The organism is Flavobacterium haoranii (assembly GCF_009363055.1).
Taxonomy (GTDB): domain Bacteria; phylum Bacteroidota; class Bacteroidia; order Flavobacteriales; family Flavobacteriaceae; genus Flavobacterium; species Flavobacterium haoranii.
Genome location: NZ_CP045292.1, coordinates 1,357,214 through 1,371,138 on the forward strand (window position 1 = coordinate 1,357,214; position 13,925 = coordinate 1,371,138).

General features: G+C 31.4%; 10 protein-coding genes. 2 read left to right on the forward strand and 8 right to left on the reverse strand.

Annotated features, from left to right (window positions below):
• Positions 1-2: 2 nt before the first annotated feature.
• From GCU34_RS06575 to GCU34_RS06610, 8 genes are all read right to left on the reverse strand, one after another.
• Positions 3-2,525, reverse strand: a complete 2,523-nt coding sequence (locus tag GCU34_RS06575; protein ID WP_072784925.1) for a heavy metal translocating P-type ATPase — start codon at positions 2,523-2,525, stop codon at positions 3-5.
• Positions 2,526-2,604: 79 nt separating this feature from the next.
• Entirely contained in the window at positions 2,605-3,168 is a 564-nt protein-coding gene (locus GCU34_RS06580) for a helix-turn-helix domain-containing protein (RefSeq protein ID WP_072784927.1), read from the reverse strand.
• A 47-nt stretch (positions 3,169-3,215) separates the two neighbouring features.
• A complete protein-coding gene (locus tag GCU34_RS06585; protein ID WP_072784928.1) occupies positions 3,216-5,864 on the reverse strand; it encodes a DNA gyrase/topoisomerase IV subunit A in 2,649 nt (882 codons plus the stop codon).
• Between the two features lie 35 nt (positions 5,865-5,899).
• A complete protein-coding gene (locus tag GCU34_RS06590) occupies positions 5,900-7,798 on the reverse strand; it encodes a DNA topoisomerase IV subunit B (RefSeq protein ID WP_072784940.1) in 1,899 nt (632 codons plus the stop codon).
• A 249-nt stretch (positions 7,799-8,047) separates the two neighbouring features.
• Positions 8,048-8,698: a porin family protein gene (locus tag GCU34_RS06595; RefSeq protein WP_072784942.1), complete on the reverse strand. Its 651-nt coding sequence runs from the start codon at positions 8,696-8,698 to the stop codon at positions 8,048-8,050.
• Positions 8,699-8,702: 4 nt separating this feature from the next.
• Complete coding sequence (gene ychF / locus GCU34_RS06600) at positions 8,703-9,797, reverse strand: redox-regulated ATPase YchF (RefSeq protein ID WP_072784944.1); 1,095 nt, start codon at positions 9,795-9,797, stop codon at positions 8,703-8,705.
• A 46-nt stretch (positions 9,798-9,843) separates the two neighbouring features.
• Positions 9,844-11,013 (reverse strand): peptidase associated/transthyretin-like domain-containing protein, encoded by a 1,170-nt coding sequence (locus GCU34_RS06605; protein ID WP_072784946.1) that lies wholly within the window; start codon positions 11,011-11,013, stop codon positions 9,844-9,846.
• Between the two features lie 105 nt (positions 11,014-11,118).
• Positions 11,119-11,469: a 4Fe-4S binding protein gene (locus tag GCU34_RS06610; RefSeq protein ID WP_072784947.1), complete on the reverse strand. Its 351-nt coding sequence runs from the start codon at positions 11,467-11,469 to the stop codon at positions 11,119-11,121.
• A 121-nt stretch (positions 11,470-11,590) separates the two neighbouring features.
• Between GCU34_RS06610 and GCU34_RS06615 the strand changes: the two genes are divergently transcribed.
• Together GCU34_RS06615 and serC are read left to right on the forward strand one after the other, a co-directional pair.
• Positions 11,591-12,646 carry an acyl-CoA reductase gene (locus GCU34_RS06615; RefSeq protein ID WP_072784949.1) on the forward strand — a complete coding sequence of 352 codons (1,056 nt, stop codon included), beginning with the start codon at positions 11,591-11,593 and terminating at the stop codon, positions 12,644-12,646.
• 135 nt (positions 12,647-12,781) lie between these two features.
• The gene (serC, locus tag GCU34_RS06620; RefSeq protein WP_072784950.1) at positions 12,782-13,852 is read left to right on the forward strand and encodes a 3-phosphoserine/phosphohydroxythreonine transaminase; all 1,071 of its coding nucleotides are present in this window, start codon (positions 12,782-12,784) and stop codon (positions 13,850-13,852) included.
• Positions 13,853-13,925 lie beyond the last annotated feature (73 nt).

Genomic DNA, 13,925 nt, shown 5'->3' on the forward strand with positions numbered 1-13,925 from the left:
ATTTAAATTTTAATGGTTCGTAATCGTAATGCATTTGCTATAACTGAAACAGAACTAAAACTCATTGCTAATGCAGCAATCATAGGTGAAAGCAGTAATCCGAAAAAAGGAAATAAAACTCCTGCTGCAACCGGAATTCCTAATGAATTATAAATAAATGCGAAGAATAAATTCTGTTTGATATTTCGCATGACAGCATGACTCAAGTTTTTTGCTTTCACAATTCCCATTAAATCGCCTTTAACTAAAGTTATTTTTGCACTTTCAATAGCTACATCAGTTCCTGTTCCCATTGCAATTCCAATATTCGATTGTGCTAACGCAGGTGCATCATTAATTCCATCGCCAGCCATGGCAACAATTTTACCTTCAGCTTGCAACATTTTAATATACTCTAACTTATCTTGAGGTAAACAACTAGCTTTATAATTCGTTAAGTTAACTTCAGATGCTACTGCTTTTGCTGTATTTTCATTATCGCCAGTTAACATAATAACCTCTATTCCTTGATTTTGCAATTCTTTTATGGCTTGTAAACTCGTTTTCTTAATAGCATCTTTTATAACGATATAAGCCACAACTTTTTTATCAATAGCAATATATGAAACCGTTTTACCTTGTTTTTGCGCTACTAATACTTCATCTTCAAATTGACTACTTATTAGAATTTGTTCTTGTTCAAGCAATTTTTTGTTACCAATGTAAACCGAAGCTCCATTGACTATTCCTTTAACTCCTTTACCCGTAATTGAATCAAATTTTTCTACGTTTTGCGATTGAATTCCTTTTGAATGAACATAATCTACAATAGCATTTGCTAATGGATGTTCGCTATTTTTATTTAATGAAGCAATCTTACTTAGTACATCTTCATTATTTCCTTTTTTTATAACAATGTTTTCTACAGATGGTTTTCCCTCAGTTATTGTTCCCGTTTTATCAGTAATTAAAACATCAATTTTATCCATTTTTTCGATGGCTTCAGCATTTTTAATTAGCACACCTGAATGAGCTCCTTTTCCAACTCCAACCATAACCGACATTGGCGTAGCCAAACCTAAAGCACAAGGACAAGCAATAATTAAAACCGCAATAGCATTAATAAAAGCGTAAACCAATTTAGGATTTGGACCAAATTGCCACCAAACTAAAAATGTTACTACTGAAATAATAACTACGATGGGAACAAAATACTTCGAAATTTTATCTACTAAATTTTGAATTGGCGCTCTAGAACGACTAGCATCTGTTACCATTTGAACAATTTGTGACAATAAGGTTTCGGAACCAACTTTTTCAGCAACCATTAAAAATGATTTTGTTCCGTTAATAGTTCCAGAACTCACTTTATCTGCTACATCTTTCTCAACTGGAATGGGTTCACCAGTAATCATCGACTCATCTATACTTGTAGAACCTTCAGTAATTGTTCCATCAACAGGAATTTTTTCACCAGGCTTTACTCTTAAAATTGCTCCTTTTTGAATGGAATGTATGGATACTTTTCTTTCTATACCATTTTCTTCAATTGTAGCTTCCGAGGGCGCTAATTTTAATAATTCCTTTATAGCACCACTTGTTTTAGTATGTGCTTTGGCTTCTAATAATTGGCCTAATAAAACTAATGTTAAAACAACAGCTGTGGCTTCAAAATACAAGTGAACAGTTCCTTCTTCGGTTTTAAATTCGGGTGGAAAAATAGCTGGAAATAATAAACCGAAAATACTAAAAATAAAGGCTACACCTGTACCAATTCCAATGAGTGTAAACATGTTCAAATTCCAATTTACTATAGAACGCCATGCTCTTTCAAAAAACATCCAACACGCGTAAAAAACAACAGGTAGTGTTAAAAAAAATTGCATCCAATTCCATTTTTCCATACTCATAATATGATGTAAAGGATTATTCGGAATCATATCGGACATGGAAATAATAAAAACAGGAATACTAAAAAGTAATGCTATTTTCATTTTTTTCCACAGTTTTTGATATGTTTCTTCTTCTTCTGAAGTTGTTGGTTCAAGTGGAACTAAATCCATTCCACATTTTGGACAACTTCCCGGTTCATCTGAAATTACTTCGGGATGCATAGGGCAAGTAAACTGTACTTTTTGAATAAGTTCTGGTTGTTTTACTAAATCCATTCCGCAAACAGGGCAATCGCCAGGATTATCATAAACTTTATCGCCTTCGCAATGCATAGGGCAATAATATTTACCGGGTTGTATAGAAAAACTACTTTCCTTTGATTCGTGATGATGATGTTCTGAAACAGAACAACAAGACTTAGGCGGTTCTGGAAGTTTATCTTTTGTAGTTGAAATTTGATATTTACTTTCGTTTCCTCCTAAATTTTCTTGTAATTCTTGGAGCGAAACATGATTTTGCATCGTAATTTCAGTAATTCCTGTTGCTTTATCTATTACTACATCTGAAATTGAAGTATTTGCTTGAAGCTTTTTTTTCACGTTTGCAACACAACCATCGCAAGTAATTCCTGATATTTTATAGGTATGTTTCATAGTTGTAATATTTTACATTACAAATTTCTGAAACTGCTCACAAAATAATTTACACAATTATGGATAGAATTTGCAACTTTTATAATTTATCAAGTTGGATGCGTTTACTACCTTTCATCTTTTTAAAATAAGAAGGTGTAAAACCCGTTACTTTTTTAAATTGGTTACTTAAATGAGCACTACTACTATAATGTAATAAATCGGCAATTTCAGAAAGTGATAATTCGTCATAAACAATTAATTCTTTTACTTTTTCAATCTTCAAATTGATGAAGTATTTTTCGATACTAATGCCTTCTATATCCGAAAACAAATTGCTTAATTTACTATAATCTTGATGTAATTTATCTTGTAAATAATCGGAAACGTTTACCAAAATATCGTTGTGCTTATTCTGAATCAAATCGATTAAAGTAGCTTTTATTTTTTCTATCGTTTTACTATTATCATCGTCTAATAATTGAAACCCAAAAGGCTCTAATTGAGCACTGATTTTCTTTTTATCGTCATCAGAAATAGAATTTTGGAAAATAACTTCACCTAAATTAATTTCTTTCACTGGGAAATTTAATTTATCAAGTTCGGTTTGTACAACTAATACACAACGATTACAAACCATATTTTTTATATATAACTTATTCATAACACCTGAAATTACAAAAAATCCTGCATAAAAGCAGGATTTTAATATTATTCTAAACTTAAAGTAATTTGTCCATCATCTTCCAAATCTGTTTTTATTTCTTCTGAAACATCTTCTTCATTAGTAACTTCCATTTTTTCTGGTTCAGGTTCAATTGGTTCTTCAAAAAGAAGCGGTTCTAACATATTAATTTGTTTTATCTTATCTGTCGTTAATTGGTTACCCAAAGCTTTTATTCCCTTAACTGAAATAAATTCTTCTAAGTTAACCGTTAAATTTTCTTTTTGAATACCTTTTATTTTAGCAAAAACAACCTCAGCCATTGGTCGCCAATCAGTAGAAACAATTTCCAATTGAGATTTCTCATGCTCCGAAATAAAAATTTCTTCTTTATTCTCATTTTCAATTAAAAATCGTTTAACATAGTAACGCTCTTTTTCTCCATCATAATAAATGGCTGAAATTGGTTTTGTTGGCTTCCATTTTTCTAGAACAATCATATCGTCATCGAAATGCGTTGTCAATTCTGGAATAATTGTTTTTATTTTCCCCGATTGATTGATAATTAATAATCGATCGTTTGGTTTAAATTCGCCTAAAAGCTCTCCTCTACCATCTACATTTAAACGCTGAACGGTATCGTCGAACCAAATTTTACGCGGACGAAGTGTTGAAATTCCTTTTTCTTTTAATTCGATTCTCTTTATTGGATATTTTGAAACCGTATTTCCTTTAGAAGCACGCCCTTTAATCATAATATCTGCAAAATCGACATCCCATTTTAGTTTTTTTACACTTCCAACTTGGCGTAATAAAATGGTTACTACTTCTGCTTCTCCATTTGGATTTGCAGAGAAATACAACACTTGAGTTCCAGGTTTTTCTTGTGTTAAATCATATTCTTTATCTCGAGTAACTCCCGAAACATTGAAACGTTTTATAAACGAAGCTCCGTTTTTACCATCGCGATAAATCATGTTGTAAATCGTACGCTTATCGTTTTTATCGAAAACAGAAATATGAATAATATCTTTACCTACAAACTTCTTATCATCTACTTTTGTAATCACCATTTTACCATCGCGTAAAAAGACAATTACATCATCAATATCAGAACAATCCGCAACATATTCATCTTTTTTCAAGCTTGTACCAATGAAACCTTCTTCGCGATTTACATATAATTTTGTATTACGTAAAACTACTTTAGTAGCTTCAATTGTATCAAAACTTCTTAATTCAGTTTGACGTTCGCGACCTTTTCCGTATTTCTCTTTTAAAGTCGAAAAATAATCAATGGCAAATTCAATTAAATGTTCTAAATGATGTTTTACTTGTTCAATTTCAGACTCTAATTTTGCAATCACATCATCTGCTTTATCCGAATCGAAACGTGTAATACGAATCATTGGAATTTGCGTTAGCTTTTGTAAATCGTCATCTGTAATTTCACGAATTAAGATATCTTTAAATGGTTCAAAGCGTTTATATAAATATTGATATAATGACTCTCTATCGCTATACAATTTGAAATCGATATACATTTCTTCACGAATGAATATTTTTTCCAAATTTGCAAAATGCCATTTATTTTCTAATTCATCTAATTGAATCTCAAGCTCTCGCTTTAATATATTTACCGTTCTGTTTGTTGAAATCTTCAACATATCAGAAACACCAATAAACAAAGGTTTGTTACAATTTTCGATAACACAACCTAATGGAGCAATTGACGATTCACAATCAGTAAAAGCATATAAGGCATCAATAGTTTTATCTGGTGATACACCTGCAGGTAGATGTACTAAAATTTCAACCTCAGCAGCTGTATTATCCTCAATCTTCTTGATTTTAATTTTCCCTTTTTCGTTTGCTTTCAAAATACTATCAATCAATTTTGAAGTATCAGAACCAAAAGGTATTTGTGTAATTACTAACGTATTTTTATCTAATGTAGCTATTTTAGCTCTAACACGAACACGTCCGCCACGCATTCCATAGTTATAATTGGAAACATCTGCAATACCTGCAGTTGGAAAATCAGGATATAGTGTAAAAGGTTTTCCTTTTAAAATTTTTATTGAAGCGTCAATTAACTCGTTGAAATTGTGCGGTAAAACTTTGGTAGATAAACCTACTGCAATTCCTTCTCCACCTTGTGCTAACAACAATGGAAACTTAACTGGAAGATGCACGGGTTCGTTTTTACGTCCGTCGTAACTCAATTGCCATTCTGTAACTTTTGGTGAGAATAAAACATCTCCTGCAAACTTACTCAAACGCGCTTCTATATAACGCGGAGCTGCTGCGTCATCACCTGTTAAAATATTACCCCAGTTTCCTTGACAATCGATTAATAAATCTTTCTGTCCAATGTTAACCATAGCATCGCCAATACTTGCATCGCCATGTGGATGATACTGCATGGTATGTCCGATGATGTTGGCAACTTTATTGTAACGACCATCATCTAACTCCTTCATTGAATGCATAATACGACGTTGAACCGGTTTAAAACCATCTTCAATTGCCGGAACAGCACGCTCTAGAATTACGTAAGAGGCATAATCTAAAAACCAATCTTTATACATACCGTTTACCTTAACGATAGAATCGGAATGTTCTACTTGCTCTTGATTTTCAGGAACAAATTCTGGATTTTCTTCTGGATTTATATTTTGATTTTCTTCGCTCATATTTCAGTTGTCATTTATCGGTTGACATTTGACAGTTAATTGCTTTTCAATAAATCTTCTGCTGTGTCTAATTCGACTTTCAAGTTATTGATGATAAATTCTTGTCGGTCTGGTGTATTTTTCCCCATGTAGAATTCTAATAACTTTTCGATAGACATGGCTTTATCTAACATTACTGGATCGAGACGCATATCGGCACCAATGAAATGCTTAAATTCATCAGGTGAAATCTCTCCTAATCCTTTGAATCGTGTAATCTCTGGTTTAGCTCCGCTCCGTTCGCCATTGGCTCGGGTTGGTTTCAATTTCTCAATTGCGCTTACACGTTCTTCATCGCTATAACAATAAATTGTTTCTTTTTTGTTTCTTACACGGAACAAAGGTGTTTGTAAAATGTACAAATGTCCTTCTTTTATTAGTTCAGGAAAAAACTGCAAGAAAAATGTAATTAATAACAAACGAATGTGCATACCATCGACATCGGCATCAGTTGCAATTACAATGTTGTTATAACGCAAGTTTTCATAATCTTCTTCAATATCTAATGCTGCTTGAAGTAAATTAAACTCTTCATTTTCGTATACAATTTTTTTAGTCATCCCATATGAATTCAAAGGCTTACCACGAAGTGAGAAAACCGCTTGCGTATTTACGTCACGTGATTTAGTGATAGAACCCGAAGCCGAGTCTCCCTCAGTAATAAAAAGTGTACTTTCTAAGTAACGAGGATTTTTAGTATCGGGCAAATGCACACGACAATCGCGTAATTTTTTATTGTGTAAACTTGCTTTTTTAGCACGTTCTTTTGCTAATTTACGAATACCAGAAAGTTCTTTACGTTCACGTTCTGCTTGTAAAATTTTACGAAGTAAAGCATCGGCAACTTCTGGATTTTTATGTAAAAAGTTATCTAATTTCGTTTTAATGAAATCATTAACAAACGTACGAACGGTTGGACCTTTCGGACCAATATCAGTTGAACCTAATTTGGTTTTCGTTTGCGATTCGAACACAGGTTCTTCCACTTTAATAGCAATAGCTGCCACAATCGATTTGCGAATATCAGAAGCTTCGAAGTTTTTATTATAAAACTCTTTTAATGTTCGCACAACCGCTTCACGAAAAGCACCTAAATGTGTTCCTCCTTGCGTTGTGTTTTGTCCGTTTACGAAAGAATAATATTCTTCTGAATATTGTGTTTTACTGTGTGTAATGGCGATTTCAATATCGTCTCCTTCCAAATGAATAATTGGATATACTCTTTCTTCTTCAAGGATATTTTCGTCTAATAAATCTTTTAATCCGTATTCTGAATAAAACTTTTCGCCATTGTAGTATAAGGTTAACCCACGATTTAAATACGTGTAGTTTTTCAACATTTTTTCTACATACTCGTTGCGATATTTGTAGTTTTTAAAGATCGTATCATCGGCAATGAAGGAAACTTTTGTTCCGCGACGCTTTGTAGATTCGGCTACATCTTCTTCTTGCGTTAAAATACCAGCTGAGAATTCGGCAGCTTTTTGTTGGTTATCACGTACCGATTCTACTCTAAAAAAAGTAGAAAGTGCATTTACAGCTTTGGTACCCACACCATTTAAACCGATAGATTTTTTGAAGGCTTTAGAATCGTATTTACCTCCGGTGTTCATTTTAGACACTACATCGACCACTTTTCCAAGAGGAATTCCACGCCCATAATCGCGAACGGTAACCAAACGATCTTTAATAGTTACTTCAATAGTTTTACCAGCACCCATAGCAAATTCGTCGATACAGTTATCTAAAACCTCTTTTAGAAGAATATAGATACCGTCATCGGGAGTAGAACCATCGCCTAGTTTACCAATATACATACCCGGACGAATACGGATATGCTCTTGCCACTCGAGTGAACGTATATTGTCTTCGGTGTATTGATTTTGCTCTAGCATATGCAGTTTTTGGATTTTCTGCTAATATAAAGGAAATGAGCTAAAAATAAAACGGTTACAAAATAAAGTTATTAAGATTTTTTAGTTTAAAACCTAATTAATCTTTCTTATAATGCGTAGAAATTCCTAAATCGAAGATTGTCCATAATGCAGCTTTTTGATTTGCAAAGAAATAGAATTTTAGAAATACAAAAGGAATAAAAAACATACATTAGAATACAATTAAATAAAAGTTAATCTGTATTCCTTTTATAAATTAAAACTCCAATTCAAAATTAAGTTAATTGAATTTGTTTTGATAGTTCCATCATTAAAAACTTTTACATCACTAGTATTTACTAATCCTAAATTTTCTCTCAATTCAACTTTTAAATTGTTTTTTTCATCTAACTCAAACAATTTACCAAATCCAAAAACTAAACCAAAATCACTTTTTTTATTCATTTCGGTTGTATCTTTTGTAGAATTAAACTGTTTTGAAGTATACTTTGAGTCTATTAAATATCCCGTAAAAAATCCTCCATTTACGTAAAAATCTTTTTTCGAACCAAAATAATAATTGGCATATACTGGCACTATCAAATAATTGTATTTCAACTTACTATCACTTTTATCTACTTCAGTATAACCATATTCATCTGTTAAATAGAAATAACCATCATCTTTAACTAACTTTTGCTCAAAATTTACGTTAGCATTTATTGATATATTTTCTTTGACAAAATACTCAAACGAAATTCCTCCTAAAAAAGAAAAACCAGATTTTAAATTTTCAGACAATTCATTACCTCTCAAACTAGAATAATTTAATCCTCCATTTATACCCAATTTAACTTTACTTTGTGCCCAAAATGTAGTCGAAATACATAAAAAAGTAACTATCCAAAAAAGCTTTTTCATTTTACTATACGTTAAATCTAAAATGCATTACATCACCATCTTTAACAATATATTCTTTACCTTCAACTCTTAATTTTCCAGCTTCTTTTACTTTAGCTTCTGAACCGTAATTAGAATAATCATCAAAAGCAATTACTTCAGCTCTAATAAATCCTTTTTCAAAATCAGTATGAATTACTCCAGCAGCTTTTGGTGCTGTATCTCCAATTTTGATTGTCCACGCACGTACTTCTTTAACTCCTGCAGTAAAATACGTTTGTAAGTTTAATAATTTATAAGCTGCACGAATTAAAACGGCTGAGCCTGGTTCTGTTAAACCTAAATCTTGAAGAAACATTTGACGTTCTTCGTAGCTTTCTAATTCGTTAATATCTGCTTCTGCACCAACAGAAAGCACAATTACTTCAGCATTTTCATCTTTAACTAATTCACGAACTTGGTCTACATATTTGTTTCCGTTTACAGCCGATGCCTCATCTACATTACAAACATATAAAACTGGTTTTGCTGTAATTAATTGGAATCCATCGAACAATTCTTCTTCATCATTTGATTGTGGCGTTACCGTACGAGCAGATTTTCCTTGCAATAAAGCTTCTTTAATTCTATCTAATAAAGCTTTTTCAACTTGTGCTTCTTTATTGCCTGTTTTTGCCGCTTTATTTACTTTTTCTAAACGTTTTTCAACTGTTTCTAAATCTTTTAATTGTAGTTCGATATCAATCGTTTCTTTATCGCGAATTGGATTTACATTACCGTCAACGTGAACAATATTATCGTTATCAAAACAACGCAATACGTGAATAATAGCGTTACACTCACGGATATTACCTAAAAATTGATTACCTAAACCTTCTCCTTTACTTGCACCTTTAACTAAACCTGCAATATCAACAATATCAACAGTTGCCATTTGTACACGCTCTGGTTTCACTAATTCTTCTAAACGAGCAATACGTGGATCGGGAACGTTTACAACACCAATATTTGGCTCAATAGTACAAAACGGGAAGTTTGCACTTTGTGCTTTAGCATTTGACAAACAATTAAATAAAGTTGATTTTCCAACATTTGGTAAGCCTACAATACCTGCTTTCATATTAAATTTTATTTAAAGGAGCGCAAATATAAGGGTTAAAATCGAATTAATCTATCGAATCTTTTAAAGCAACTAAACTTTCGATTATTTTTTTCTCGTCTGCAGTAGGTTTTAGACCAGAATCGAATTCCCAATACTCAGTAAATACTGTAGATTTTTTATTAATAAGTGATTTATCAGTAAAGATATTATGCTTATCGTATTGAAAAATTTTCTTATCAAAATTAGTGGTTACCATGTGGTTTTTAACTTCAATTTTTCTTTTCTCTTTCTTGTATTTTTTGTAAAACCCAATTACTTCTTTAGAATTGGCTAAATAATACATATTCCCTTCGGTTCTAAATACATTTTTATATTCTAACTTATGCATTTTAGAATTTTCTTCTTCCTCTAAAATTTTAATTCGTTTTGCCGATAAAAAAGCACTTACTTCCATAATAATTTTCTTTTTAGAATCGTAAAGCACATAAAAATCGGAAAGCATTCCTTTTGATTCATCAAGTGGAAGTGCTCTTAAAATTAAATATTCTTCATTTTGAGGGTATGTTTTTACTTGGAAATCATATTCTTTTCGGGCTGCTCTGGTGAGAATTTCGTCTAAATATTTAAAACTGTAATAATTTTCAATGATGTTATTTAAATTATATCCTAAAACACCATCGTCAATATCTTCATCCAATAATCCGATAGTTCTATTTTGTTCTACTAAAATATCAGTACTTATTTTAGAATTAGATCCTAAAATTTGAAAATTTACCAATCCGTCATTAAAGAAAACAAACTTATCATTTCGTTTATAAAACTCTCTTAAATACATTTTTAAGTTAGCCGGAATAGTAATTTTATCTCTTGAAGTTTCAACCAATGCCTTTAGAATATCCTGAGGATGATCTTTTGTTAAAATAACTTCCTCTAATTGTTGGGTTTTAGCATCTAAATAAACTACGTTTATTTTTTTATTCAAAGTTTCCGATTTTACAACCATAGAATTGTAAGAAGAATGTGTAAATTCTAAAGTAGAAGCTTTAGTCAAGTTCACTAAAACTTCGCCATCAGCATTTGTTAAAAAACCCTGATGCGTTTTTAAAGCTGTAACAGTAACTTCATCAATAGGTAAATCGGTTTCAAAGTCTTTTACAACAATTCTAATTTTAATTTCTTGAGAAAATGCAAAAATTGTAAGTAATAATACAAGGCTGGTAAAAATCTTCTTCATATTATTGAACTAATAGCAATAGTGGTTGTTAAGTAAAAGTAGTATAAAAAAAAGAATCTCCATAGAAATAAGGAGATTCTTTAATATTATTTTTCTTTCTAAGGGTTATTCGTTGTGTAAAAACGCTTGACGGTTTAATAATGTTTCTTCCGATTCTACATGATCATCATCTGGAACACAACAATCTACCGGACAAACAGCAGCACATTGTGGCTCTTCATGAAAACCTTTACACTCTGTACATTTTCCAGGAACGATAAAGTACACATCGTCAGAAAATGGTGTTTGTGGAGCATCAGCATCAACTTCAGTTCCATCTGGTAAAACTACTTTTCCTTGTAATTTAGTTCCATCTTTCCATCTCCAATCATCAGCCCCTTCATATATTGCTGTATTTGGGCACTCAGGTTCGCAAGCACCACAATTAATACATTCGTCTGTTATTTTTATAGCCATTTTGTTAATTTAAAAATTAGAATTTAGAAATCTGAATAGATTAATCGTACCTATTTCCAAATAATATAATTAATTTTGCGGAACAAAAGTACGAAGCAAACTATTTAAAAACAAGTTACAAATGTTACAAAGTGAAATTAAATCGAGTTTTATTGATTTAGGTCTTTTTTTAAGCCAATTTGAATTCGAAAATTATCAATTGAACCCAATTGTTAAACACAATGACTTGTTTTATAATGAAATGATTGATTTAATTAGTTTATCTCAATCTCATAACGGATGGTTTACAAAAGATAATGTTTGTTTTGCTTTACAATCTTGGGCAAAAGCATTAACAGAATACAATTTAGATAAATGGTTAAATCCGTATAACTTCACGATAGTAGAACCTAAAAAAATTGGTTTAATTTTAGCTGGAAATATTCCACTAGTGGGTTTTCACGATTTACTTTCGGTTTTAATTAGCGGCCACGAAGCTATTGTTAAACTTTCTTCAAACGACCAACATTTAGTAAAATTCTTGGTAAAATACCTTATTGCTTTAGACAATAATTTTGCTCAAAAAATAACTTTTATTCAAGGAAAACTAGAAGGTTTTGATGCTGTAATTGCAACAGGAAGCAACAACACTTCACGTTATTTTGAATATTACTTTAAAGACAAACCAAATATCATTCGTAAAAATAGAAATTCGGTTGCTATTTTAACTGGGAATGAAACTAAAGAAGAATTAGAAGCACTTGCAGAAGATATCTTTAGATATTTTGGTTTGGGTTGTCGCAATGTTTCAAAAATATTTATTCCTAAAGAGTACGACTTTACTTTGTTTTTTGAATCAATTTTTAGTTTTGGAGAAATTATCCATTATGAAAAATATGCAAACAACTACGATTATAATAAAGCTGTATTTTTAATGAGTAACTTTAAACTTCTTGATAACGAATTTTTAATTTTAAAAGAAGACGAAAGTTACGCTTCTCCTATTGCATCTTTATACTATGAATATTATGATAATACAGCAAGTTTAAACGATAAACTGAAAGAAGATGCCGAAAAAATTCAATGTATTGTAGGTAAAAACAATGAAAACTTCATTTCTTTTGGAAAAACCCAAAAACCTGAACTTTGGGATTATGCTGACAATGTTGACACAATAGACTTTTTAATAAATCTTTAAAAAAAGACCGCATATTTTTTCAACTCAAACGTTTTCGTTAAAAACTAGGCTAAATTATTACGAGATTATTTGCATGTAATTTTCAATCATTTACGAAATTTGTTGCTTATTTAAACAACACTTTAAATTTAAATAATGAAAAAACATAATTTTAGTGCAGGTCCAAGTATTTTGCCACAAGAAGTATTTGAAAAAGCCTCACAAGCGGTATTAAATTTTAACAATTCAGGACTTTCTATTCTAGAAATATCGCACAGAAGTAAAGATTTTATTGCTGTAATGGAAGAAGCTCAAGCTCTAGCCTTAGAATTATTAGGATTAACAGGAAAAGGTTATCAAGCTCTATTTTTACAAGGAGGAGCCAGCTTAGAATTCTTAAGAATTCCATACAACTTAATGAAAGAAAATGGAAAAGCAGCTTATTTAGATACAGGAACTTGGGCAAGCGGTGCCATTAAACAAGCAAAAGCTTTTGGTGAAACTGTTGTAGTTGCTTCATCTAAAGATGATAATTACAATTTTATTCCAAAAGGATATGAAATTCCTACTGATATAGATTATTTTCACTGTACTTCAAATAACACTATTTTTGGGACTCAAATGAAAGAATTCCCAAAAACTGATGCTCCTTTAGTTTGCGATATGAGTTCAGATATTTTTTCAAAAGATATCGATTATTCGCAATTCTCTATTATTTATGCTGGTGCTCAAAAAAATATGGGACCTGCAGGTACAACTTTAGTTGTTATTAAAGAAGAAATCTTAGGTAAAACAGGAAGAAATATTCCTGCCATGTTAGATTACAGCCAACATATTGCTAAAGAAAGTATGTACAATACTCCACCGGTATTTGCTGTTTACACCTCAATGCTAACTTTACAATGGTTAAAGAATTTAGGCGGTGTAGAAGCAATTGAAAAAATGAACGAAACTAAAGCCAATTTATTATACAAAGAAATTGACCGCAATCCTTTATTTAAAGGTGTTGCAAAAGCAGAAGATCGTTCGTTAATGAATGTAACTTTCACATTAAACAATGAAGAACACCAACCTATTTTTGATGAACTTTGGAAAGCGGCTGGAATTTCTGGCTTAAACGGACACCGTTCTGTAGGTGGTTATAGAGCATCTATTTACAATGCAATGCCATTAGAAAGCGTTCAGGTATTAGTTGATGCCATGAAAGAATTAGAAAACAAAATATAATTCGGTAACGAATTATCAAATACGAATTAATAAAAGAGCTCGTGGCAAATTGCCTAAAGCTTGTAGATAAAAA

Excerpts from the sequence above, each read along its gene's own strand:
- GCU34_RS06585 (WP_072784928.1), bottom strand. The coding sequence starts at position 5,864 with ATGAGCGAAGAAAATCAAAATATAAATCCAGAAGAAAATCCAGAATTT.
- ychF (WP_072784944.1), bottom strand. The coding sequence starts at position 9,797 with ATGAAAGCAGGTATTGTAGGCTTACCAAATGTTGGAAAATCAACTTTA.
- GCU34_RS06595 (WP_072784942.1), bottom strand. The coding sequence starts at position 8,698 with ATGAAAAAGCTTTTTTGGATAGTTACTTTTTTATGTATTTCGACTACA.
- GCU34_RS06575 (WP_072784925.1), bottom strand. The coding sequence starts at position 2,525 with ATGAAACATACCTATAAAATATCAGGAATTACTTGCGATGGTTGTGTT.
- GCU34_RS06580 (WP_072784927.1), bottom strand. The coding sequence starts at position 3,168 with ATGAATAAGTTATATATAAAAAATATGGTTTGTAATCGTTGTGTATTA.
- GCU34_RS06615 (WP_072784949.1), top strand. The coding sequence starts at position 11,591 with ATGTTACAAAGTGAAATTAAATCGAGTTTTATTGATTTAGGTCTTTTT.
- GCU34_RS06610 (WP_072784947.1), bottom strand. The coding sequence starts at position 11,469 with ATGGCTATAAAAATAACAGACGAATGTATTAATTGTGGTGCTTGCGAA.
- serC (WP_072784950.1), top strand. The coding sequence starts at position 12,782 with ATGAAAAAACATAATTTTAGTGCAGGTCCAAGTATTTTGCCACAAGAA.
- GCU34_RS06605 (WP_072784946.1), bottom strand. The coding sequence starts at position 11,013 with ATGAAGAAGATTTTTACCAGCCTTGTATTATTACTTACAATTTTTGCA.
- GCU34_RS06590 (WP_072784940.1), bottom strand. The coding sequence starts at position 7,798 with ATGCTAGAGCAAAATCAATACACCGAAGACAATATACGTTCACTCGAG.